The organism is Ferrithrix thermotolerans DSM 19514 (assembly GCF_900128965.1).
Classification (GTDB): Bacteria; Actinomycetota; Acidimicrobiia; order Acidimicrobiales; family Acidimicrobiaceae; genus Ferrithrix; species Ferrithrix thermotolerans.
In genome coordinates this window covers 1-22,417 of sequence record NZ_FQUL01000038.1, presented here as the reverse complement: position 1 = coordinate 22,417, position 22,417 = coordinate 1, and the positions used below count along the sequence as shown (strand labels likewise).

26 protein-coding genes and 1 pseudogene are annotated in these 22,417 nt (G+C 51.2%); 5 read left to right on the top strand and 22 right to left on the bottom strand.

Going from position 1 to position 22,417, the window contains the following annotated elements:
* Positions 1 to 343: 343 nt before the first annotated feature.
* Positions 344 to 1,117 (top strand): crotonase/enoyl-CoA hydratase family protein, encoded by a 774-nt coding sequence (locus BUA24_RS09985; RefSeq protein WP_072792040.1) that lies wholly within the window; start codon positions 344 to 346, stop codon positions 1,115 to 1,117.
* Here BUA24_RS09985 and BUA24_RS09980 read toward each other — a convergent pair.
* The 16 genes from BUA24_RS09980 to arc all read right to left on the bottom strand — a co-directional run bounded on the left by BUA24_RS09980 (position 1,114) and on the right by arc (position 16,531).
* A complete protein-coding gene (locus tag BUA24_RS09980) occupies positions 1,114 to 1,533 on the bottom strand; it encodes an NUDIX domain-containing protein (RefSeq protein ID WP_072792038.1) in 420 nt (139 codons plus the stop codon). The two genes, BUA24_RS09985 and BUA24_RS09980, sit on opposite strands and share 4 nt — an antisense overlap.
* A gap of 8 nt (positions 1,534 to 1,541) precedes the next feature.
* Positions 1,542 to 1,979 carry a GNAT family N-acetyltransferase gene (locus BUA24_RS09975; protein WP_178138798.1) on the bottom strand — a complete coding sequence of 146 codons (438 nt, stop codon included), beginning with the start codon at positions 1,977 to 1,979 and terminating at the stop codon, positions 1,542 to 1,544.
* A gap of 34 nt (positions 1,980 to 2,013) precedes the next feature.
* On the bottom strand, positions 2,014 to 2,610 hold the full coding sequence (locus BUA24_RS09965) for a hypothetical protein (RefSeq protein ID WP_072792028.1): 597 nt from the start codon (positions 2,608 to 2,610) through the stop codon (positions 2,014 to 2,016).
* A gap of 21 nt (positions 2,611 to 2,631) precedes the next feature.
* On the bottom strand, positions 2,632 to 3,159 hold the full coding sequence (locus BUA24_RS09960; protein ID WP_072792025.1) for a DUF4193 family protein: 528 nt from the start codon (positions 3,157 to 3,159) through the stop codon (positions 2,632 to 2,634).
* 83 nt (positions 3,160 to 3,242) lie between these two features.
* Complete coding sequence (locus tag BUA24_RS09955) at positions 3,243 to 4,844, bottom strand: FAD-dependent thymidylate synthase (RefSeq protein ID WP_072792049.1); 1,602 nt, start codon at positions 4,842 to 4,844, stop codon at positions 3,243 to 3,245.
* 101 nt (positions 4,845 to 4,945) lie between these two features.
* On the bottom strand, positions 4,946 to 7,630 hold the full coding sequence (locus BUA24_RS09950) for a DEAD/DEAH box helicase (RefSeq protein ID WP_072792021.1): 2,685 nt from the start codon (positions 7,628 to 7,630) through the stop codon (positions 4,946 to 4,948).
* Between the two features lie 12 nt (positions 7,631 to 7,642).
* Complete coding sequence (gene tatC, locus BUA24_RS09945; protein ID WP_084660410.1) at positions 7,643 to 8,413, bottom strand: twin-arginine translocase subunit TatC; 771 nt, start codon at positions 8,411 to 8,413, stop codon at positions 7,643 to 7,645.
* A gap of 10 nt (positions 8,414 to 8,423) precedes the next feature.
* Positions 8,424 to 8,945, bottom strand: a complete 522-nt coding sequence (locus BUA24_RS09940) for a Sec-independent protein translocase subunit TatA/TatB (RefSeq protein ID WP_072792015.1) — start codon at positions 8,943 to 8,945, stop codon at positions 8,424 to 8,426.
* A gap of 93 nt (positions 8,946 to 9,038) precedes the next feature.
* Complete coding sequence (locus tag BUA24_RS09935; RefSeq protein ID WP_143146516.1) at positions 9,039 to 9,383, bottom strand: hypothetical protein; 345 nt, start codon at positions 9,381 to 9,383, stop codon at positions 9,039 to 9,041.
* A 119-nt stretch (positions 9,384 to 9,502) separates the two neighbouring features.
* The gene (lepB, locus tag BUA24_RS09930; RefSeq protein ID WP_072792009.1) at positions 9,503 to 10,066 is read right to left on the bottom strand and encodes a signal peptidase I; all 564 of its coding nucleotides are present in this window, start codon (positions 10,064 to 10,066) and stop codon (positions 9,503 to 9,505) included.
* 8 nt (positions 10,067 to 10,074) lie between these two features.
* Positions 10,075 to 11,439 carry a Pup--protein ligase gene (gene pafA, locus BUA24_RS09925; protein ID WP_072792006.1) on the bottom strand — a complete coding sequence of 455 codons (1,365 nt, stop codon included), beginning with the start codon at positions 11,437 to 11,439 and terminating at the stop codon, positions 10,075 to 10,077.
* A gap of 27 nt (positions 11,440 to 11,466) precedes the next feature.
* Positions 11,467 to 12,150: a proteasome subunit alpha gene (prcA, locus tag BUA24_RS09920; RefSeq protein WP_245790431.1), complete on the bottom strand. Its 684-nt coding sequence runs from the start codon at positions 12,148 to 12,150 to the stop codon at positions 11,467 to 11,469.
* 2 nt (positions 12,151 to 12,152) lie between these two features.
* Positions 12,153 to 12,980, bottom strand: coding sequence for a proteasome subunit beta (prcB, locus tag BUA24_RS09915; RefSeq protein WP_072792000.1), 828 nt, complete (start codon positions 12,978 to 12,980; stop codon positions 12,153 to 12,155).
* 67 nt (positions 12,981 to 13,047) lie between these two features.
* Complete coding sequence (locus BUA24_RS09910; RefSeq protein WP_072791997.1) at positions 13,048 to 13,245, bottom strand: ubiquitin-like protein Pup; 198 nt, start codon at positions 13,243 to 13,245, stop codon at positions 13,048 to 13,050.
* Between the two features lie 8 nt (positions 13,246 to 13,253).
* Positions 13,254 to 14,741, bottom strand: coding sequence for a depupylase/deamidase Dop (dop, locus tag BUA24_RS09905; protein ID WP_072791995.1), 1,488 nt, complete (start codon positions 14,739 to 14,741; stop codon positions 13,254 to 13,256).
* Between the two features lie 23 nt (positions 14,742 to 14,764).
* Positions 14,765 to 16,531, bottom strand: coding sequence for a proteasome ATPase (arc, locus tag BUA24_RS09900; protein ID WP_245790428.1), 1,767 nt, complete (start codon positions 16,529 to 16,531; stop codon positions 14,765 to 14,767).
* Positions 16,532 to 16,682: 151 nt separating this feature from the next.
* Between arc and BUA24_RS09895 the strand changes: the two genes are divergently transcribed.
* The gene (locus tag BUA24_RS09895; RefSeq protein ID WP_072791993.1) at positions 16,683 to 16,919 is read left to right on the top strand and encodes a ferredoxin; all 237 of its coding nucleotides are present in this window, start codon (positions 16,683 to 16,685) and stop codon (positions 16,917 to 16,919) included.
* Positions 16,920 to 16,922: 3 nt separating this feature from the next.
* Here the strand turns inward: BUA24_RS09895 and BUA24_RS09890 are convergent, their stop codons facing one another.
* From BUA24_RS09890 to BUA24_RS09870, 5 genes are all read right to left on the bottom strand, one after another.
* Positions 16,923 to 17,735, bottom strand: a complete 813-nt coding sequence (locus BUA24_RS09890) for a tRNA (adenine-N1)-methyltransferase (protein WP_072791990.1) — start codon at positions 17,733 to 17,735, stop codon at positions 16,923 to 16,925.
* A complete protein-coding gene (locus tag BUA24_RS09885) occupies positions 17,731 to 17,991 on the bottom strand; it encodes a hypothetical protein (RefSeq protein ID WP_072791987.1) in 261 nt (86 codons plus the stop codon). Before BUA24_RS09885 ends, BUA24_RS09890 begins: the two co-directional genes overlap by 5 nt.
* A gap of 7 nt (positions 17,992 to 17,998) precedes the next feature.
* Positions 17,999 to 18,217: a hypothetical protein gene (locus BUA24_RS09880; RefSeq protein ID WP_072791984.1), complete on the bottom strand. Its 219-nt coding sequence runs from the start codon at positions 18,215 to 18,217 to the stop codon at positions 17,999 to 18,001.
* A gap of 41 nt (positions 18,218 to 18,258) precedes the next feature.
* Positions 18,259 to 18,576 carry a phage holin family protein gene (locus BUA24_RS09875; RefSeq protein ID WP_143146515.1) on the bottom strand — a complete coding sequence of 106 codons (318 nt, stop codon included), beginning with the start codon at positions 18,574 to 18,576 and terminating at the stop codon, positions 18,259 to 18,261.
* A 393-nt stretch (positions 18,577 to 18,969) separates the two neighbouring features.
* Positions 18,970 to 19,458: a PaaI family thioesterase gene (locus BUA24_RS09870; protein ID WP_084660408.1), complete on the bottom strand. Its 489-nt coding sequence runs from the start codon at positions 19,456 to 19,458 to the stop codon at positions 18,970 to 18,972.
* 147 nt (positions 19,459 to 19,605) lie between these two features.
* Between BUA24_RS09870 and BUA24_RS09865 the strand changes: the two are divergent.
* From BUA24_RS09865 to BUA24_RS09855, 3 genes and pseudogenes are all read left to right on the top strand, one after another.
* Positions 19,606 to 20,232 (top strand): annotated as a pseudogene (locus BUA24_RS09865) (IS607 family transposase).
* A gap of 43 nt (positions 20,233 to 20,275) precedes the next feature.
* A complete protein-coding gene (locus BUA24_RS09860) occupies positions 20,276 to 20,476 on the top strand; it encodes a hypothetical protein (RefSeq protein ID WP_072791979.1) in 201 nt (66 codons plus the stop codon).
* Positions 20,440 to 22,065 (top strand): zinc ribbon domain-containing protein, encoded by a 1,626-nt coding sequence (locus tag BUA24_RS09855; RefSeq protein WP_178138796.1) that lies wholly within the window; start codon positions 20,440 to 20,442, stop codon positions 22,063 to 22,065. Before BUA24_RS09860 ends, BUA24_RS09855 begins: the two co-directional genes overlap by 37 nt.
* Here BUA24_RS09855 and BUA24_RS09850 read toward each other — a convergent pair.
* A partial coding sequence (locus BUA24_RS09850) for a transposase (RefSeq protein WP_072791973.1) occupies positions 22,049 to 22,417 on the bottom strand: 369 nt, incomplete at its 5' end. The two genes, BUA24_RS09855 and BUA24_RS09850, sit on opposite strands and share 17 nt — an antisense overlap.

Below are 22,417 nucleotides of genomic sequence, written 5' to 3'. Positions count from 1 at the left end.
TCCTGTTGGTGAGGCTCCTGTTGGTGAGGCTCCTGTTGGTGAGGCTCCTGTTGGTGAGGCTCCTGTTGGTGAGGCTCCTGTTGGTGAGGCTCCTGATCAGTAATGTTTAGGGTCGTGACATATCTCTTGTAACGGCATCAAATAACCCCAAACGGAACTCTCCCATATAAAGTTGTTAGTAGCACCATATGGAACGTTGCCGTCATCGGCGCATATCTCTATAGAACTGAGGAGCAACTCGACACTCTGGTCGCACTGTTTTGGGAGCAAAATTCAGGAAGCTGCGCACTCAATCGTATAATCAGGTGATAGAAATAAGCATGGTCAAGAAAGGCAACTCCCGATGACAGCCGTTACGACTGAGCGTAGAGAACACATTCTTCTAATAACAATAAATAGGCCAGAGGCTAGAAACGCAGTAAATGGTGCTGTAGCTGCCGGTATGGAGGAGGCCATAGATGAGCTAGAGACCGAACAAAGTATCTGGTGCGCTATCTTAAGTGGCGCAGGTCCCGCTTTTTGTGCCGGTGCAGATCTAAAAGAGATTGCTTCAGGCAACGGGGCCTCGCTATCAACTCCAAGAGGAGGATTCGCTGGCATTGTATGGAGGGAACGTGCCAAGCCGCTCATAGCCGCCGTGGACGGACCTGCGCTCGCTGGTGGAACGGAGATCGTGTTAAGTTGCGACCTAATCGTCGCTTCCAGAGCGGCAAGCTTTGGGCTACCTGAAGTGAAGAGGTCTCTGGTGGCCGCTGCTGGGGGCGCGTTCCGTCTTCCCAGGATTCTCCCTCGTGCAATTGCTATGGAAGCCCTCCTCACCGGCGAACCGATCTCCGCTGAGACTGCGTACCAACATGGAATGATAAATCACCTAGTCGAACCAGGGCAGGCTACCGTAGGTGCCATGGAACTGGCGGAGACCATTTGCAAAAACGCGCCGCTCGCGGTCTCTGAGACCTACAAGATCGCTAGGCAGTCGTTTTTTGGCTCAGTCCCCGAATCTGATCTCTTTAGAGCCAGCCGTGACGCCATGAATCGATTAGCTGAGACCAACGACTATAAAGAGGGACCTTTAGCCTTCATTGAGAAGCGACAACCGAGATGGAGTGGAAGCTAAATACCTTCCGCTGCGGTAATTGCGGACCGCAGGATTACCCGAAAAAAGCTAGTCACACCAGGAGCAAGTGCGAGGTTTTCGACCTCTCGAGCGTCACACATCCTAAGCTGGTCAACGTCGTCTCCCGGAACATACCTAAGCTCGCCACTACTTGCCTCTGGTGTCACACAGAAGTCATAAATTAGGAACTGTTCGTCTCCGGTGCCAACTTCAACAACACCCAATGGCCGCCCAACCGCAACAGCTAAGGTTGTCTCTTCTATGAACTCCCTCTTTAGCGCCTCCGCCAAAGACTCTCCCGGCTCTACTCTTCCGCCGGGCGGCGCCCAAAGGATACCCGAAGGACCCCTCTTGCCGGCCAAAAGCACACTTCGACCCTGTACTAATACTCCCGACACAGCGACCGTCGTTTTCACTATGGGATCTATGAAAGTAGGAGTTGCATAACAATTGCTCGAGCCTTGAGACCGTAGCTCTCCATAATTGACTTAGAAGCTCGATCACCAGGAAGTACCGATACCTCAAGAGCTTTACAACCCTTAGCGGTAGCTAGATCGATCACCGCTTGAAGGAGATCTCCGCCACCGCCAAGACGCCGGTACTTCTCACTCACGAAGAGTTCGCTTACCACACACGAGGCGCCAGCTTTAACGAATTCACCGACGACGAATCCGACCGGTACCATGTGATAGGCCCAGTAAAACCCAAAGAGGCCGTCGCTGAGAGTACCAGTAGAGTTTCGATGCTCTATCTCTTCCAACAGCTCAGGGCCTCCTCGACTCCTGAGAAGTTCGAGCCGCATCTCACGGCGGAGATCCGGGAGAAACTCCGGTGGAAACTCAGGATTAAATTCTTCGATCAAATCCGCTTGAGACTCGTTTTCGCAGCCGACACAACTAGGACAGACCTTCATGCTCCGTAGAGGCGTCTCTGTACTGAGAGAGCTTAGCCAACACAGTCCGACGTCGACGATGTTCGAGTTCGAAGCTCTCTATCTCAGCTAGTTGCGTTGGAGTACAACTAGAGAGTCGCTCAATTACCTGGGTGGCCGTTAGGGATTCATAGTTTTCTATCCCTCCAACACTGTCGAGGGGTGTAGTTGCTTCTGTGTCTTTTATCTTCTCACCCGCAGACTCATCTACAACCTCAGCCTCCTGGGCGTCTCGGTCTGCAACAGAGTCTTTGGTTCCGACCGCCGACTCTATCAGGTGCTCGATCAGACCCCCCAAGGGACCGCCCACTGACTTCGCTACCATCTGACCAAGATCCTTCACAACCGTGTCAGGACTTTGATAGCGCTTCTTTGCGTAGTCCACGGTCATACGACCGAGGAACTCAGCTGTCTTGATCTGTCCTTCAACAAGGTTTTTCCCTGTCTTAGCCGCCTCTGGGGCTGCCTTGGCGACAGCTGCTGCGAGTCCGATGGGAAAGTAAACTAACTTCTCCAAGACCTCTTCAACTTCGAAGCTAGAACCGTTTTCACTTGCTGTCATAACGACCTCCTATGTAAGAGGCTACACGCAATCTCTGCAAAGCTCACGAACCTTGTCCGCCATCTGAATCTTGTTTTTCACCAAAAAGCAAGATTGACACACGAACTCGTCAGGTTGCCTCGGCAGAACCTTGACCGCTACCTCAGCACGGTCATCTTCTAAATCTTCTTCGTCATCTTCGACTACGACAAATCGTTCTCGTATTATCTCGTCGAGTGAAGCTTCAATCTCTTCCTCATCGTCTTCGAAGTCGTCTTCCTCATCGTCTTCTCCTGTCTCCACCTCGACCGCATCGACAGCGTCATCGACCGGGTCCACGATATCTATATCGTCCAAGGGATCTTCGTCTAAGGGATCTTCAAGATCATCTTCAAAGACGTCGTCCTCAAAGTCCTCTGGAAACTCCTCCAGCTCGTCATCGGAGAGCTCTACATCAATGTCCCCAAGATCTTCCTCTTCGAAGTCTACGATATCAGGATCGACCTCTTCCGAAACTTCATCTTCGACGCTCGACTCTTCAACTTCGTTACTTTTCTTCTTCCGTGCCATATCCACCTTCTAGACCAAGTTTCGCGCAAATATTACCCGATGTTGCCAAGTTACATGCACACTAAAGGTCATATTCAACGCAGTTAGCGTAAAGTCTGCCTCTGCTTAAGCTCGCTTTCACGTTCGTCGGAAAGCCGTCCGAGATCGTAATCTCCATAATCTACATACGACATCGCTTCACTAACAAGATTATGTCCCGCTATATTTCCTATGAGTCGATGCATAGCCTGAGCCACTTTACGGTAACTTTCATGACCAGCAGGCTGAGTCCTAAGCTCAGTTATGTGCATCAACTCTCGCGCATTTACTTGAACTCGATAGCGAATTCGATAAGCCATTGGCACCAAGTACGCAGCCACATCGCTAGAGTGCCTATCTGAGATCTCATCGTAAAGATCCAAAATCGACTCAAGGGAGCGAGCATACTCCTTTGATAGGCCTGCACTTGCCACCAAAGGTGGTACAACATAACCCAACACTGGATCTATGCCCCGCCACTCAATTGTCATCAGTCGATGCCTCTGTAGATCACGAAACGCGCCGTAGTCACTGACTATCTCAAAGACGTAACTGGCCGCTTCAAAGGCACGTCCCGGCCTATGTCTTCTGTTTTTGCGATCTCCGACGTATGCCCGAAAAAGTTCTTCTCGTTCCCTCATCGAGGTTCTCGCAACTACGGAGCTGCAAGCTTCATGAGCCATCCCGGTGTACTCAAATAAGATCGCCTCCAAAATTCTTGTCTCTGCATCACTTTGAAAATCGATCAGTCTCACCGTGGCTTCTTCTAGATGTTCTGTCTCCATTTCGGGTACAACGGCCGAGACTATCGCTGTTAGGTTGGCGTGTTTTTGTGCCCGATAATCAACCCAGGCTACGCCACGGTCTGGACGGTCAATGCGAGACAAAAAAGAAGGTATGACCTTTTGCAGCTCGACGTTTATCATCTCCGCAAGCTGCCGGGCTTCACCCAAGGGATGTGAGCGCAGTCTCATAACGAGATACTCAAAGGCCTGGGGTGAACCGAACATACCGAGGTTAGACAACGTTGCTACGGGGAGAATCCCCCTAACAGCATCGAAAGATGCGGCCCGCAACGACCGTAAGATGGCTGGATCACTGTTATCCCCAAAACGTGATGAGAGGTGCTCAAAGACTCTTTGGTATGTGTCGTTGTAGCTTTCGAACAACGCATCTACAGTATCCCTATAACGGCACTCCAAGTCAGAATCTAAAATCTCAGGGGGAACTTTATAGCCATACCGCCCGTCATCCCTCTTCTTACCAAAGTTCAGGTACCTAGTCGACTGCTCCAAATACGACATCATACGCGATCGTTCTAGAACCTTGGTCAAAGAGTTGCTAACCTGCTCACATGCTAAATGGACACCGCCAAGCTGGGCGACCGAGTCGTCTCCATAGTCTAGAATCACGCGCTCAAATAGTTCTTGCGAACGTTTCATTCCCACGGTAGAGTCCGACGCCTCAAAGGTGGCCGATTCATCGTAGAACTCATCTATGAAAAGACGCCTAAGAGACTTAGAGGTTCTCGAGTACCTCGCAAACAGCGCTGCCTTGACCGTCTCGGGAAGATTTATGAGAGCAAAGACCGGACCATCGACGTCTGTAAAGAACCTCGAGAGCACCGCCCTCTCAAAATCTGTAAACTCTTCTTTGAGGTAACTCATATGCATCTCCGCACAACCTAGACCTTCAGCTAAAGCAAAGGTGCATAGAACACTAGCCGCCTGGCGACTAAAGCACGCCGCAAGCTTAGAAGCCGAATTGCCTAAACAACCTCTTCTTCTAAAGAGTCTGCGACAAAGACCTGAGAAGATAGCGCCACAACACCCCTCATGCAGAGCTCAACGGCCTCAGACGCTATCTGAGCTGTGTCATTATTAGTTGCAACCTCGCCGATCTGTCTAAGAAGATCGACCGTCTGCTTTACGTTTCGAACAAAGTCGCCCGGTGGTAAGCCGGTGCCCTTCAAAGCCGCTCCAATATCTGCACCATTGGCCCAACGAAATAGCACTGTAGCAAATCCACCCTCTGGGGTTTTAGTAAGTGGCAACCTAAGTGCAGCCTCCTGATCAACCAAATCCCGCCACAGCTGAAGTACCTTGGAGAAGCGGAAAGAGACCTCCTTCGTAGGGAGTTCAAGTATATCCCTGTAATTTGGCTTGGACTCGTAGGTAAAGGCGGAGACCAGGGCGGCCATTGAAGGAGCTCCGATCCCATCGAATAGACCTTCCTCAAGCGCCATTGAACACAGTAGATCTGCTTCGGAGTATATCCTAGATAGCCGCTCCCCTCTTTCTGTGAGAGACCAACCCTCAACGTATCCAAAGTGCTGAAGGATCTGCATCACTCTGTTGAGCTGAAGGGCTAGGGACTCTATCTTTGATTTGATCTTGTTCTCAGTGTCCCTAACCCTGTTTTGAAAGCGAACCATCCTCTTATACGCTGCGACATGTTCCTCGTAGTGTCTACAGGCGCTGAAGAGATTTAGGGGCTCAGCGAAGTCATCGCCGTCCGGCCGAGCAGAGTCAAGGGAGCTTTCAGAAAACGACGGTTCACCGCTATCTGTACCTTCGAGCGGAAGGTTCCTCAACAGATCTGAGACCCTCCACCTAAACTCCTTAGAACTCGGATCGTAAGGGGTGGGTAGATCGATTCTACCAACAGAGGCTAGGTGTGAAGATTGAAGAGCTCCAACTTTGTACGCCTTCGAGGAGGTGGAGACCAGAGTAAGTTTTACGCGATTCTTGGAACGAAGCCCTACTGCCACCACCGCCAGACGAACCCTCTTGGAAGCGTCTTTGGCGCTCGGAGCACTAAGGACAGTTCCGACTTTGACTCGGTGCAGCTCAAGATCTGACTTCGGCTGTTTTGTCCTTCCGTCGCCTCTTTGCCTTGCAACCTTTTTCTCCGTCTCTTTCGCCTCTAAATAGGCGAGCACATCACCAAAATCGCAAGTAATAGAGTCCTTTACAGAAGAGAGCCGGCGCTTGGTTCTCGACAGCTCAGCCTCAAGTTCAACGACCTCAGAGTCTGTGGAGTACTGAGCAAAAGAAAGATTCAAAAGATGGCGTGCAGTGTCTGGGAGGTAACGCTTTACCAGATTAGATGCCATGTTGTAGGTAGGACGAAAAGAGGAACGAATCGGATAGGACCGAGTCTGCGCCAAGGATGCAGCCTGAGCGAACGTCGTAGAGGGGTTCCAAAGAACATGAGCAAAACCCACTTCGTCGATTCCTCTACGGCCCGCCCTTCCAGCTAACTGGGTGTACTCGCCTCCGCTAAGAAGTACATGGCGCTCGCCGTTGAACTTCGTAAGCTTTTCAATCACCACCGACCTTGCCGGCATATTTATACCGAGTGAAAGCGTCTCTGTCGCGAAGACCACCTTTATCAAAGCTCGTTCGAAACACGCTTCCACAACCTCGCGAAACGGTGGAACCATACCTGCATGATGAGCCGCTACCCCGGCTTCTAGGGAGGCCACGAACTCCTCGAAGTGCAAAGCTTCCAGATCCTCGTAATTTAGTCTCGCCAGATGTGTGTCAACAACCTTTCTTATCTCCTCACGTTCAAAGGCCGTAGTAAGAACCAGACCACGGTTCAGTACCTCTCGTACCGCCTCGTCACATCCAGCGCGTGAGAAAATGAAGTATATTACCGGAAGACGATCCTCTTCACTTAGGAGCGATATTACAGCGGAACGTTTTGGTTGAAACGCCTTGGGGCGCGCTCCACGCTTAAATGGTGCCTCAGATAACCATGGAGCGTCGTAGTGGGCGCCTTCTGGGTTAGCCCTACCGTCTATAAAGGTATCGATAGCATAAAGCGAGTTGGTCTTCTTGTTTCCCAATATGTAGCGGTGGCGGAGTTCGACCGGACGGGTCTCTTCTATGACGGCCTCCATAGATCCTCTCACCGTCTTCATCCAATGCGCGAACTCTTCGGCGTTTGAGACCGTAGCTGACAAACAGACCAGCGATACCGTTGGAGGAAGGTGAATAATGACCTCTTCCCATACAGCACCCCGATATGGATTTTGCAGGTAATGAACCTCATCTAAGACCACGAGGCCAACTTTGGAGAGATCATGATTATCGGCGTAGATCATGTTTCGAAGAACCTCTGTAGTCATGACCACCACAGGAGCCTCTGGCCTAATTGAGTTATCTCCTGTTAGAAGTCCAACCTGTTCCGTTCCAAAATATGAGCAGAACTCGAGGTACTTTTGATTGGACAACGCCTTTAGCGGGGTCGTATAAAATGAACGCTTTTTCTCAAATAGAGCTTTAAAGATTCCGTAAAGACCCACGAGAGTCTTACCCGATCCCGTCGGCGCAGCTACGAGCACCGACTCACCAGAGTCAAGGAGTTCTATTGAGCGCTCTTGAAACTCGTCTAACTCAAAGTCAACGGACCCAAGAAACTGCTTTAGTAAGCTCTCGTCTGCCACTTTAGTTTTATGCTAGCTGACCGACGAAAGGTTTTGCCTTCCTCTGGTCAAAACTCGCCCGATTGCTATAGACAGTTCGTAAAAGATCACAAGTGGTATCGTAAGTGCGAAGAGCGAGTACGGATCCGAACTGGGTATAAAGATGGCTCCAGCCGCAAATATAAGGACTATCGCCCACCTCCGTCCCTTGGCTAGTCTCGCCGGAGTCACGACCCCTAGCAGTTCAAGAGTCACAAGGATAACAGGAAACTCAAACGCCGCTCCAAAGGCGGCCATCAGCACGACAATAAAGCCAAGGTAGCTCTGTGGCGTATAGAGAGGGTGGATTTGGGGCCCTGCAGCTCCTTGGAGAAACAGTAATGCCTTTGGAAACACGAGATAGGCTATGTAAGCCCCACTAAGAAACAAGACGAAAGAGACAAAGACGAAGGGAATTGCGTAGCGTTTCTCGCTCTTTTTTAGCCCTGGGGCAATGAAGGCCCAAAGCTGGTACATGACCACAGGCAAGGCCACAAAGAGACCGGCAAAACCTGAGATCTTGACCCGCCAGGTAAAGCCGTCAAGGGGTCCATTTACATACAGAGTACAGTGATTTGGGCCATCCACGACACATAGTGGGTGCATAAAGAACCTAAGTATTGCGTCGTAAAATACGTAAGCCACAATTGCACCAAGAGTCACTGCAAACGCCGATATCACCAGCCTCTTCCTGAGTTCGGCTAGATGTTCCACAAGGGTCATCGCATCAGGGTCTGACCTCTTTTTTCGAAAGATTTTACTCATTCAAGCGGCCTCAGTTAAGTTCCACAGAACCGGACTGAAATGCCCCACGCCCGGCATCTTCGAAGTTTACCCAACTGATAGAGTCACCATGGGAGGATCTACCGTTGGTCGATCTTCCCATGGGACTTGAGAATCTAGGATTGCCCTGGCGATCAGAGACAGCTGGAGTACTCTGTCGGGAAGAGCTAACCGGTACCCCTGCCTCCACAGTAGAGGACTTTGGCACGGCGTTGGAATCCATCGTTTCCATCGGATTTCTTTGGAAGAAGGACTCTGTAACTTGCGCCCGTACTCCGCTGTAGGTGCTTCGAACCTGCGTGAGCGGATCGACGATGGTCTCAGTTACCGAGGTTCCCACAGATGTAACTTGGGTAAACACCTGTGTCATCTCACCTTGAACACTATCTCTGATGGACTTGAAGGTACTCCAGTACTTTCCAGCTTGCCTTAGAACACTCGGAAGTTTCTCCGGGCCTAAAACTATCAAAGCCACTGCGGCGACGATCAAGAGCTTTGCTGGGTCCAAACTCATCTCTAAATATCACCAACTCCTAGGTAAGAGTCTCTCTACCACTTTAGTCTACGAAGCAAGACGGAGTTTTAGATCAGAAGCTCGTACGAACACTTACTTTTCGTCGTGTTTTTTTGCAGCGTAACTGCGCAACCTTTCAAGAAATGACGGTGAAGACACCTCGAAGTGAAAGTTAATGAGATCATCCACCTCAATAGGCGGCCCGGCGTGAGACTCTTCAAGTTCTGCAGGCAACCGCCAAAACGACATCTTGACCCCTGCAGAGACGAGGATCTCAACGACCTTTTTATCGGTGTCCTTGATAACGACACGATTACATCCGGGACAGTGAAAGGTGTAAGACGAATCGCCGGTATTCGAACACACAAGAATTTTTAGATCACTCGGTACCAACTCCACGTCACCGCAGTTTTGGCACATCGCCCTTATTATGGGCATAGCGACTCCTTTCGCAAGCACCAACTCCTATAACTAGGTATCGTCAGGAGAGGTCGATCAGTTGACCAACTTTGCCCCAGATTCTTGGACTAAGGACCCTCGAGATGGGTGCCAGCGATTTAGAAGTAGAGCTTGAACTGGCTAGGGGGCCAAAATATCATTACAACCTTACCCACTATCAGCTTCTCAGATATTGGGCCAAAATATCGGGAGTCTTTGGAGTTCATTCGGTTATCACCCATGACAAATACATCACCTTTTGGAACTGTCTGGGTGGCAAGATGGAAGGTCAGTGCGGACTTTGGAAGGAAGGGCTCCTTGAGCAACTTCCCGTTTATGTAGACCTGACCGTTTACCTCAGATATCTTCTGCCCAGGTAGACCTATAACCCTCTTCACAAGATCGGTAATGCCAGCGCTGTCGGTATCGGAGGTTGGCTTTCTAAAGACAACAATGTCACCTTCGTGGATGCTATGCAGGTCATAGCTGAGCTTATCCACAAGGATTCGGTCGCCGATCTGAAGGGTAGGAAGCATCGAGCCAGAGGGTATGTAATAAGACTGAAAGACGAATGCTCGAACCACCAACGCTAGTAAAAAGGCGATAATGCCTATCGTTAACCACTCTGACAACGTGCGTACTAGGGATTTTCTCTTTCCCTTACTCTTCGACTGCGGTTCCAAGACCCTCCCTACAAACTATCTATAAGTTTTGCTACTCGCTCATCTTCGAAACGAAAAGGGTCCTTTAGCATAACTGTACGCTGAGCCTGGTCGTTGAGCTTTAGGTGAACCCAGTCGACTGTGAAGTCTCGGCGCTTCTCTTTCGCTCTTTGAATGAACTCACCCCGTAGCTTAGCCCTGGTAGTTTGAGGAGGGTTCACCACAGCATTTTCTATTCTCTCATCATCAACGATTCTCTCCGCCATTCCTTTGCTCTGAAGGCGGTAGAACACCCCGCGTGTCGTGGAGACGTCATGGTACTGGAGATCCAACAGGCTGATCTGGGGATGAGCTAGCGTCAGAGAGTTCTTTTCACGAAAAGCCTCGATAAGTTTGTACTTGATAACCCAGTCACACTCTCTATCCAAGGTAAGTGGATCTTCCCTAATTGCAGTCAGAGCGTGCTCCCACATATCTAATGCGCGTTTTTCCTCCGGCGGAAAACCTTGCGTCTCGGAATATTTCTTCGCTCTGTCTAGATACTCGCTTTGTATCTCCAGTGCGGTAAGTTCTCTACCGTTCGCTAGTCGCACCCTTCTAGTGCAGGTCATGTCGTGCGATATCTCTCGGATCGCTCTAATTGGGTTCTCCAGGGAGAAGTCTCGAAGAACAACGGATGGATCCTCAAGCATGCGGAGCATAATACTCATTGCGCCAATCTTTAGAAACGTTGAGTACTCCGACATATTTGAGTCACCCACTATCACGTGCAGTCTTCGATAACGCTCTGCGTCTGCATGGGGCTCATCCCTTGTATTGATTATCGGTCGCGACCTCGTAGTCGCTGAAGATACCCCCTCCCAGATGTGCTCGGCCCTTTGGGAGATACAATAAACAGGACCTCGGGCAGTAAGCAGTACCTTCCCTGCCCCAGCATAGATTTGGCGAGAAACCAAAAAAGGGATCAGGACCTCGGCGAAGTGGGAGAACTCCTCCCCTCTCGTAGTGAGGTAGTTTTCGTGACATCCATAAGAGTTTCCGGCCGAGTCTGTGTTGTTTTTGAACAAGAACACAGAACCCCTGATGCCCTCTTCACGCATCCGAGCCTCTGCCGAACCCACTAGTGACTCAAGTATCCGCTCCCCCGCTTTGTCGTGTGCGACGAGATCCGATATCGAGTCACACTCAGGTGTGGCGTATTCGGGATGAGACCCTACGTCTAGGTACAGGCGAGCACCGTTTTCCAAGAACACATTAGACGACCTACCCCAGCTCACAACTCTCCTAAACAGGTAACGTGCTACCTCGTCAGGTGATAGTCGTCTTTGCCCACGTAAAGTACAGGTTACTCCGTACTCGTTTTCCAAGCCGTATATTCGGCGTTCTAAACCTATGTAATCAGGATCCTCTGCTATGGTAAGTTACTCCTTCTCGGCCGAGAGGATCTCCTTGAGCCGTTCCTGCGAGATCCTCGTAAAGGTGCGCCGACCGTTCCCCAAAGATAAGACCGCTACCTCTAGATCAGTCGCCGATAGTACGCGATCTGCTCCGGCGAGCGCAGCGACGGACGCTGTGACCGCCTCCTCAAGACTCCAAGAGGAATCGAAGGAGGTTGCGAACCTAGCTATCACGGACTCCGCATCTCCTCCAAGAACGCAGTAGTTGGTCTCGTCCACCACCGTACCGTCGTAAAGAATGTGATAGAGTTGGCTCTCTTCGACCTTGGCACCAAGCTCCGCAACCAAGATCTCTACCTCCATCGGCTTCATCTCATGAGTAAAGACTTGACCGAGGTATTGGGCATATATGTTCGCCAAAGAACGAGCTTCAACATCGTGACGAGAGTAGGCGTACCCCTTAGTGTCGGCGTGCCGCACGCCGGCGACTCTAAGTTGATCAAACTCGTTGTACTTCCCTACTCCTGCAAAGGCTATACGATCATATATCTCCGAGATCTTATGCAGAGATCGGGACGGATTCTCCGCACAGATTAGAACACCTTGGTTGTACAAAGTACCCAGGAGAGCACGCCCTCTTGCAATTCCCTTTCGGGCATAGTCTGCCCTATCTTTCATCACCTGTTCTGGAGCGACATAAAATGGCATGCTCATTGTCTCGGACCCCCTTGCGCAACCTCGTCCACGATGGCCTTAGAGATCGCACCAACGCTTCCGTCGTCGATACGCTCGTATCCACCGGCATCTACGGTTGCAACGACCGGAAATAGACCTCTTAGAAAGTCAGGACCTCCAGTTGCTGAGTCCTCTTGGGCAGCCTCGAACAAAGCACGGATAGCTAACTTTATGACATCCTCTTTATTTAGTCCGGCCCGGTAGGCGAATTTAACGTACGCCTGGGCCTCCCGACCGCCTGAGCCGATCGCATAGTAGTCGACCTCTTCGTATCGGCCCCCAGTCACGTCGTAGTTGAAGATCCTTCCACGCTTCGTCTCGAGATCCCAGCCAACGAACAGGGGAACAACAACCAGACCCTGCATCGCCATCCCCAAGTTAGCTCTGATCATCTGTGCGAGCTGATTAGCCTTGCCTTCTAGGGACAGATGGACCCCTTCAACTTTTTCATAGTGCTCCAGTTGCACTTGAAACAGCTTTACCATCTCCATTGCAGGTCCAGCTGAACCTGCAAATCCTACCGCAGAGTACTTGTCAGCTGGAAATACCTTCTCTATACGACGATCCGCAATAATATTGCCAGCCGTAGCCCTTCTATCACCGGCAATAAGTACACCAGAATCAAATCTCACCGCCACGATTGTGGTGCCATGGGGCACCTCAATAGACCCAGAAGGATCCACTATCGACCCAAGGGCCTGAGAGGCCCGTATAAAAGATGGCTCTGAATCATCTAGTTTACTTAGTAACTTCAAAAAACTAGGACCTGGATCCTCACTGACTCCAAAGATTGGAAGACTCACCTATCACCCTTCATTGATAACGATCTATAAAAAGAGATTCCTCACAATAAGAGGAGCAGACTTAGCGCTACTCGCCTCCTTTTTGCACGTAGTTACGGACAAACTCCTCTGCATTTTCCTCGAGAACCTCATCTATCTCATCCAAGAGATCATCTAGATCAGCCTTCAGCTTCTCCGCTGACTCGTTCTTCGACGATACCTCTTCTTGCACCTCTTCTGACTCTCTGTGAGTCTGTGACTTCCTTTTTTGTTCTCTTTCAGCCATATAAACCCCTATGCGCCCAAACCTTCTAGCAACTCTACTAAGCTGCCACTACTTCGTATTAAACCATCGACATGTCTAAACGTTCCCTTCAAAGGATCCATCATTGGAACCCTTCTCAGAGGATCTTTACCAGTATCAAATATCAGGGAGTCCCAGTTAGCCGCCGCTATCGAGTCTCCGAACTTCTCTAGGCATTTTCCTCTAAAGTAAGCACGCGTCTCCTTTGGTGGTTCGAACATTGCCACGCCCACATCTCTTGAATCTAGCATCGTTTCCAAGCCGGCGCGCGTTGCGAGTGACTTCTCGGGTCGAATGTCGTGGTACTGCAGATCGATAGCAGCGAGCTTTGGGTCGTTCCAGTTCAAGGAGTGACGATCCTTGTAACCTTGTACCAAGGACAGCTTTGCCACCCAATCAAGACGGTGACGTAGAGAAAGTGGATCCTGCTCTAACCTAGAAAGGGTGTCTTCCCAAAGATCGAGCAACTGACGCACCTCCTCGACTGATCCAACTGTGCCAATTCCATCGTGCTCAAAGTACTTCTTTGCCAGATCGAAGACACTCCATTGGACCTCTAAAGCCGTGATAAGACGACCATCGACAGTTTCCAACACACCCTTTAGCGTCGGGTCATAAGATACCTTCCTCAGGGCCTGCACAGGAGATGCAAGCTGTACATTGAGTTCATCCAACAGACCGTCTTCGATCATAGATAGAACGATTGCAGTAGAACCAAGCTTCAAAAAAGTCGAGATCTCAGAGAGGTTAGCATCACCGATAATCACGTGTAGACGACGAAAACGTGTCGGGTCTGCGTGGGGCTCGTCTCTAGTGTTGATTATCGGACGTTTCAGCGTGGTCTCCAAGCCCACTTCTTCTTCGAAGAAATCAGCTCTTTGGCTGATCTGGAAGTTGACGTCGTCAGCACCAGGAGCCTCAGACCCAACCTTACCTGCTCCACAGATGATCTGACGGGTCACAAAAAAAGGCGTCAGCTGCTTTACGATCTTTGCAAAGGGAACCGCTCGATCCATCATGTAGTTCTCATGACACCCATATGAGTTTCCCTTTCGGTCAGAGTTGTTCTTATACACCACTATCTCTTGGCCCGGTGGCATGAAACGTCGGGACGCCTTCATCGCCCTTCTCAAAACCTCTTCACCTGCTTTGTCGTACAAGAGAGCCTGTCGTGGCGATATGCACTCTGGGGAGGAGTACTCTGGATGGGCATGATCGACGTAAAGACGCGCTCCGTTGGTCAAAACGGTATTTACTAGGTGTGTCTCCATCTCTGCATTCGAAGGGGTCTCAAAGGAGAACCCTCTAGCGTCATTGCCAGGTGACTCGGTCTCAAAGTCCCAACCAACCCTTCCCGCAGCCTCCGAGACGTATGCGTTGATAAGTACCGAAGATACCGTTATCGGGTTAGCATCAGGTGCCCCTACTACCGATATCCCGTACTCTGTCTCTATGCCACAGACCTTTGCAATTGCCATATCTCTCCTATAGACCGCACCTTTTACAGATACTGACCGGTCGCAACACGCTCTATGGCCCTACCACCCTCAGCCTCTTTACCCTGGGTCACCAAAGTGCGAATGTAGACGATCCTTTCACCCTTCTTACCTGATATCTTTGCCCAGTCATCTGGGTTAGTGGTATTTGGTAGATCTTCATGCTCTTTGAACTCTTTTGCAATTGAGTAGAGGAGATCCTCAGTGCGGATACCAGGTTTTTCGCCGGCTATCTCTCTTTTGATGGCTTGCTTTTTGGCCCTACGCACGATATTTTCAATCATCGCCCCAGATGAGAAGTCCTTGTAATAAAGCACTTCTTTATCACCGTTTTGGTAGGTTACCTCCAAGAAGCGGTTCGACTCGTCCGTGCGGTACATCGTCTCGACCGTCTTTTCAATCATCGCTTTGACTGCCTTGTTGATATCCCCTCCGCCAAGAGTCTCAACTTCAGACTCAGCTATAGGCAGATCAGCCGTTAGATACCTTCCAAATATTTGGGCCGCTGAGGCTTCATCAGGTCGCTCTATCTTGATCTTCACATCAAGACGCCCCGGGCGCAATATAGCAGGATCAATGAGATCCTCACGGTTGGATGCACCTATAACAATCACATTTCGAAGTGTCTCTACGCCGTCTATCTCCGCCAAGAGTTGAGGCACGATCGTGGACTCCATATCGGAGGATATTCCAGTACCTCTCGTTCTGAACAAGGAGTCCATCTCGTCGAAGAAGACGATCACAGGTACCCCTTCCTCAGCCTTTTCTCTTGCCCTTTGGAAGATGAGCCGAATCTGTCTCTCGGTCTCTCCTACGTATTTATTGAGAAGTTCTGGTCCCTTGACGTTCAAAAAGTAGCTTCTAACTGAGTCGTTGCCCGTAACCTTTGCAACCTTTTTTGCCAGGGAGTTAGCGACGGCTTTAGCTATAAGGGTCTTCCCACATCCCGGAGGACCGTATAACAAGATTCCCTTTGGAGCAGGGAGCCTGTAAGACTGAAACAGCTCTCGATACAAAAACGGGAGCTCGACAGCGTCCATTATCTCTTCGATCTGCGTGTCTAAACCCCCAATGTCTTCGTAGCTGACGTCTGGAACCTCCTCCAGGACTAGCTCCTCCACCTCGGGTCTTGGAAGTTTTTCGATGATGAATCCGGTCCGAGCGTCAAATAGTACCGAGTCACCCGCTCGTAGTCTCTCGCCAGCGAGATCTCCCGCTAGTTCAGCAACACGCTCCTCGTCCGCCCTACCTACGATTACCACTCTCTTGCCAGGCTCCAAGATGTCCCTTATAGAGACCACCTCACCCACGATCTCATGCGAGCGTGCAAGCACAACAGTAAAGGACTCGTTCAGGACAACCTCTTGGCCTTTCTTTAGTTGAGAAACATCAACCTCAGGATGAACAGCGACACGCATCTTTCGGCCAGAGGTATGTACGTCGACGGTTCCATCGTCGTTAGCACCTAGGTAAACGCCGTAGGCTGATGGGGGTTGAGTAAGCTTTTCAACCTCTTCTCGAAGGGTTGCTATGTGTTCCCTCGCCTGTTGGAGGGTAAAGGTAAGCTTCTCATTACGGAGTTGAGCTTGGGCAAGCTGACCGGTAACCTCTAGAAGTTTTTCCTCCAGCGCCCTTACCCGAACAGGTGAGTCTTGCACCCTTTGGCGCAACTCGGCGACCTCTTCTTGCAATCTTGCGATAACTGCCTCTGACTCATCAGACCTTCCAGCACCGCCTCGATTCTCACGATCAAACTTAGTCGTCTGAATCACCTCCCTATATGTAAGCTATACTCTCCCGCGATCGATTAGGTAATGTAAAGTAATTCATTCTCAGAAACTTAGTTTGCCAGGGATTCAGACTAGAGTGGGGAGTATAAGCAAGTTGGATACGACTTTAACCACTTATGAAGTGAGGAGTTAGATGAAGGTCTGGATCGATCAGGATCTATGCACCGGCGATGGGCTTTGCGAAGAGATCTGCCCTGCGGTATTTACACTACTTGACGACGGTCTGGCTTACGTAAAAGACGGTGACGAGGTCATGAATAACCCAGGTGGATCGGCCCAGATGGTAAATGTCCCTAGCGAACATGAAGAGGCAGTGGTAGAAGCGTCCGAGGAGTGCCCGGGCGAGTGCATATTCGTAGAGACCGACTAGTCTCTACCCCATCCCCACTTCAACCTCTTTGCCTGGCCTAGCGTAGATTAGAAACCCCGTATGGGCCACCATTCTGTGTTCAGGTCGGGCAACCTGAGCTTTGAAGTACCAAGGTCTCTCGAGAAGTTCGACATAACTTCGTGAATGGAAGCGATATAGGTCCAGCGCTTCGTTCAAATGGACTATCTGCGTGACGTTCGTCAAATAGATACAAAGCACTCCGTCCTGCCGTAACAACCGACGTACATTCGAAAGCACGTCCCAAGGCTCAGGGAGATCCAAGACGACACGATCGAAGCGCACCTCTGATTCAAACTCACCTACGTCGCCTCGGACAAGACGGTAAGTGTCACCTAAAATATCTTCGCCAAAGAAGTTGAGCACATTTTTACGCGCAAGATTGAGATGATCCTCCCGAAGCTCAACCCCCGTCACCTTGGCACCATGAGATAGAAGGCCAAGCGACATCGCACCTGAGCCCACTCCGGCTTCGAGAACCGTTGCTCCATGGTACAGATCTAGGTGCATAAGAATGTGCCCAATGTCTTTGGGATAGATGATCTGAGCTCCACGGGGCATTAGGTATATGTAATCAGAAAGAGTAGGGCGATAGACGTAGTACTGTTTCCCGCTCTGTGAAGCGTACTCATGACCACTCTCTGCGCCTATTAGCTCTCCAAGGTTAATCTTCCCGAGATGGTTGTTCAAAACTTTTCCAGCTTCAAGGCGTTCTAGATATCTGTTGCCTCTTCTATCTTCAATTACAATCAGATCACCTTCAGCGAAGGTCTCCTCGTATCTGCTCTTCGAATTAATGACTACCCTTCTTCCTTGGCCTTTGATCTTTCATGGCTTTGGAGGTAACCAAGTAGCTCTCGCCCGCCGCTAGCTTCAGCTTGACAGGCTTCGATCTTTTTTCATCCCTCTGTCGAAAGAACTTGCTGACCTTCCTGAGAGCAATGAACCCAACGACGGGTACCACGATGTAGGGATTGGAGGACCCGATCGCTTTTTTCGAGATCGCTCCCATCAGAGAGCGTTTCCCCAACAGTTTCTTTATTGACAGCGCCATCTCTACGCTACAGTCGCTTTATCTCTACAACAGAACTCTTACGCCGTCCCCGCATATAGCCAAGAACAAAGACTAGTCCTACACCTATCGATACCGCTATCGCCACAACACTTGGCGACGATGGCGCTGCTGCCTGCGCAACTCGGGAGGCACCACCGGTCAATGACCTGAACGCCTCAGTCAACTCTGCCTTTGTTATCTCAGACCCTTCACTCTTAGACGACAAGCTTCCTCCCTCTGAATCGTCCCAATGTGGTCAAATCTTACTCAGTTTTTCTTCCTACGAGCTAGCGACAAAGATGCAACGATCACAACAACTCCCACAACCAGAGTTATAAGGTAAGGAAGCCAAGACAAGTTACCTGTAAAGGACGTGCCCGTCTCTGTCTGAAGCAGTCGCAGAATTCCCAGAAGGAGCAGAACTACACCAAAACCACTAAGAAGTGCGCCTCCAACACCGAAACCTACGTACTTCAAGATCGACTTTAGCGGGGTAAGAGTCTCCTGTTTGACGTAACGGATAACGAGATCGATGCTATCTCTTGCCTGACCTTTGCCCTCTGAAAGCGTTGCCTTCAACACCAACCTCCAAGCCTTTTAACTCCGTCTCGGTACAGGTTAGACCTAAAAACCATCGGAAGCGACCTCATAGCTGTACAAATGATACCCTTAGACCACCTTGTGGTTCAATGTCAATGCCCAGATCTAACCTCTTTAGAAACGAAGATAATCTCAAAGAAACGCCAGTACGAGACGGGTTGAGGGTCCAGGCATTGTCCGGCAGCACCTGTCAAGGCCAGATTACACGCAGACAGGCGATATGGAAGTCATAACGGGTGTTTTGAAAAGATACGCAGACGACTCAACATGCCTTGTCTTTGCACAGATACACCAAAGGCTCTCATACTAAAAAGGCTGGAAACATTGTTGATCAGCTCATCCGACACAAACAATTTGGCGGGCCAACATTGGTCAAAACTACCCAGATCTTTCGATCAATAGATAGGTAGAGGATCCAGTAGCGATCATTCGTTCATCTTCGTCTAAGACCATTGCCTCCACAAAGGCCACAGTCTTACCGCTCGATATCACTTTTGCCTCACAGCGAAGTTCTTTACCGATCCGTGCTGGTTTCAAAAACCGCACATTTAAGTCGGTGTTGGTAGCAAATATCTTTCTACTCTCAACCGATGTGATGACTGCGGCCCCCATCGCCGAGTCGATCATAGCCGCAATAAATCCTCCCTGCACAACTCCGGCTGGATTGGAAAACCTTTCGTCTCCCTCCATCTTCCAAACGCAACGTCCAACGTCTTTCTCCATAAGGGAGAGCCCCAGAGTTAGATCGCAAGGGGGAGGTACCTGCGGTACCGGAAAGGGCTTCTGATCGGTTATGCCTTGAGTCATAGCTACAAAGGTAGCGTCGAGCACCGCTTCTGTAGTCATATAACCGCCGGTTTCTGCCACAACGAACCCATGACCATACCATGGCCAAGCTCCTTGTGCCCACCGTAGCCCAAGGAGAGGAGTCCGCAAGTCCTCCTGGGGTTGTTGGGCTAACTACTGCTTCCCAGCATATGGGTAGTGTTCCGCAAAGCATGGTATACTGCATACATGGCACCGCTCGTGTCCATCGGCGTTGCGGCAAGGGAACTGGGTGTCCACCCGGACACACTACGACGCTGGGAACAAGAAGGCAGGATCGAACCAGCGGAACGCACTCCTGGAGACAGGCGTCGTTACGACCTAGCCAAGCTGAGACAGCTTGGCCGATACAAGGCACCGTCGACCCGTACAACGATTGCCTATGCGCGGGTATCCACCAACGGCCAAAAAGACGATCTCGTCCGTCAAGTAGCGTTGTTGGAGAGCTTCTGTGCGGCCCAAGGGTGGACCTATGAGGTGATATCGGATGTCGGCTCCGGACTGAACTAACACAAGCGCGGCTTGAAGCAGCTCATCTCTCGGATCTGCTCGGGCGAGGTAGGCCGACTCGTACTCACCCACAAGGATCGCTTGCTCAGGTTCGGCGCGGAACTCGTGTTCTCCCTCTGTGAGCACTTCGGTACCGAGGTGGTGATCATCAACGCCTCGGAGGAGTCGAGCTTCGAGGAGGACCTAGCCCAGGACGTGATCGAGATCGTGACCGTCTTCTCTGCGCGTCTCTACGGCTCTCGGAGCCACAAGAACAAGCAGGTGATGCAGCAACTGCGCTCCATCACAGCCGAGATTGGCGCATGAGCACGAGCAGCTGCTATAGTTGCACGACGACAGGTATATGGGTATGAAACGCACGGTCAGGCTAGCGAGCCTTCCTCTGAACCAGCGCAAGCAGGCAGACCTGCGCCAGGTCATGGACTCCTATGCCGCAGCCAAGCGTGTCTTCGTCGCCGTGCTTCGCCAACCTTCGATGTGGCAGTACCTGGATGACAAGCGCAAGTTTCGGGATTGGGCGAAGCAGCAGGACCTCTACCCGCCGGGGTGAACGTACACCTCGTGGATCAGGCAGCCTTTGACGCCGTGGATACATGTGTCCGTCACCTTGCCTCGATTGTCGCTACATCCAGCCTCAAGGCAAAGATCTGGCGGCGCTATCCGAACGGGGCCGAGCGTCACTACGCCTACGCATGTCTCGAACGCAGTAGTGCGCTTGGGATCATCATGCGCGGTGGCACCCCGGACATCACCATGAGGCAGCACAGTCTCACCAAGAAAGAGCGCAAGGCGATTGCCAGCTATCTCCACAGGGCGCTTCGCAAGGCACTTGCTCATACCTGGCCCACGGTTCGCCTTGTCCGTTCGATGGCCCTTGATGAGACCCTGTATTCGAGCTTTGTCATCGAACGCCCTGGCAAGGAACACCCTGGCAAGACGCCGAAGCGGCGTCAGTACGTGCAGGTGATCGGACCGCGACCACGTGAGCGCATTACCATCCCCCTCTCTGGTGTGAGCAGGGTGTCAGGGAACATCCGTGTGGTTCTGGATGAAGGTAGTACACGGGCCTTCATCCACGTGGCCTATGAGATACAGCCACTGCCTGGGCCAGCAACTGGACCCGATGTTGCGATCGATTGGGGTATTACCGAGGTTTGTACCGACGATAGCGGCATCAAGCATGGCGCGAGCTATGGCGCAATCCTCAAGCGTGCAACCGAGCAACGCAAGAGAACAGGGCAGGTCAGGAATAAGCTCTGGGCCATCACGAAGAAGGACGCAGGCTCTAAGCGTGCCAAGCGTATCGCCAAGTACAACCTCGGCACGAAGAAGCAGGCACGCCGACGTGCTCGCACCCAGGCAGCACTTCAGACCGTTGCCGGGGCAGCCATCAAGGAAGTTATCTACGGAGAAGGCAACCGAACGAGGGCGCGAGGGAAGGTTCCCCAGCTACCTGCCCATCGGCCTCGACGAGTGATCGTCGAGGATCTTGCCCAGTTGCGCGGCAAGGCCAAGTCGAAGAAGATCTCTCGGCTGTGCTCATCTTGGGCACGCTCCGAGAATGAAGAACGCATGGCGGTGCATGCGTACATCGGACGTTCCGATGTGAGAGTAGTCAGCGCGGCCTACACCAGCCAAACCTGTCCCGACCCACACTACGGATACGTCTCTCAAGACAACCGCAGCGGGGACTGGTTTCACTGTCGCAATCCCTACTGGGAGTGCAACAGGCAGGGCGATGCAGACCACGTGGCTGCCGTAAACCTGAAGACCAGGATCAACGATCCAGAGATCCACCGATTCACCCCGCACATCGAGGTGAAGAAGATCCTGGACGCCAGGTTCGTATGCCGAAGGGAAAGCAGAACCAAAGGGGGCGACGCATCCCCTGCATCAAGAGGCCAGAGGGATGCCACCAGTACGTCTGGTGCCCAAGGAGCCTCCGTCGATGGGGCTGCTACCGCTCACGGCAGGACTTCCATACCACGACGGAGCGATCCGGACGTGGGAGGTGGTACTACCACCGATCTGCACAGAGTCCGGTCCATATGGAGAGGACCGGGGAGACTCAGCAGCGCAAGAGCGAAAACAAAAGGAGTGCCTAGTGTCCCTCTTCAGAAGTTTACGGAGAAACAATAGGCTCCAGGTATTTCTGCATTGAAGCAAAGATCTCCTCCTCACTCTTGGTCCAGACAAAGGGCTTGGGGTTCTCGTTCCAGGCCTTGGCCCACTTGGTAATCCCTTCATTGAGTTCGGTCACACTGTGGTGAACGCTTCGCTGGAGGTACTTGGTGGTCAGGGCTGAGAACCACCTCTCTACCTGATTCATCCAAGAAGAATACGTTGGTGTGAAATGGAACACAAATCTCAGATGGCGAAGGAGCCAGGTTCTCACCGACTCGGTCTTATGGGATAAGTAGTTGTCTAAAACGACGTGAACTCTTAAGCTCCTTTTGGTACTTGTCGGTCGATGAGCTCTAAGAACTGATAA

Bases quoted from the DNA above. Each gene is read 5' to 3' on its own strand.
- BUA24_RS09910 (WP_072791997.1), bottom strand. From the start codon at position 13,245: ATGGCTGAAAGAGAACAAAAAAGGAAGTCACAGACTCACAGAGAGTCA.
- prcA (WP_245790431.1), bottom strand. From the start codon at position 12,150: ATGCCATTTTATGTCGCTCCAGAACAGGTGATGAAAGATAGGGCAGAC.
- BUA24_RS09985 (WP_072792040.1), top strand. From the start codon at position 344: ATGACAGCCGTTACGACTGAGCGTAGAGAACACATTCTTCTAATAACA.
- BUA24_RS09965 (WP_072792028.1), bottom strand. From the start codon at position 2,610: ATGACAGCAAGTGAAAACGGTTCTAGCTTCGAAGTTGAAGAGGTCTTG.
- tatC (WP_084660410.1), bottom strand. From the start codon at position 8,413: ATGAGTAAAATCTTTCGAAAAAAGAGGTCAGACCCTGATGCGATGACC.
- BUA24_RS09935 (WP_143146516.1), bottom strand. From the start codon at position 9,383: ATGCCCATAATAAGGGCGATGTGCCAAAACTGCGGTGACGTGGAGTTG.
- BUA24_RS09940 (WP_072792015.1), bottom strand. From the start codon at position 8,945: ATGAGTTTGGACCCAGCAAAGCTCTTGATCGTCGCCGCAGTGGCTTTG.
- BUA24_RS09860 (WP_072791979.1), top strand. From the start codon at position 20,276: ATGAAACGCACGGTCAGGCTAGCGAGCCTTCCTCTGAACCAGCGCAAG.
- dop (WP_072791995.1), bottom strand. From the start codon at position 14,741: ATGGCAATTGCAAAGGTCTGTGGCATAGAGACAGAGTACGGGATATCG.
- BUA24_RS09895 (WP_072791993.1), top strand. From the start codon at position 16,683: ATGAAGGTCTGGATCGATCAGGATCTATGCACCGGCGATGGGCTTTGC.
- BUA24_RS09885 (WP_072791987.1), bottom strand. From the start codon at position 17,991: ATGGCGCTGTCAATAAAGAAACTGTTGGGGAAACGCTCTCTGATGGGA.
- BUA24_RS09955 (WP_072792049.1), bottom strand. From the start codon at position 4,844: ATGAGTTACCTCAAAGAAGAGTTTACAGATTTTGAGAGGGCGGTGCTC.
- BUA24_RS09960 (WP_072792025.1), bottom strand. From the start codon at position 3,159: ATGGCACGGAAGAAGAAAAGTAACGAAGTTGAAGAGTCGAGCGTCGAA.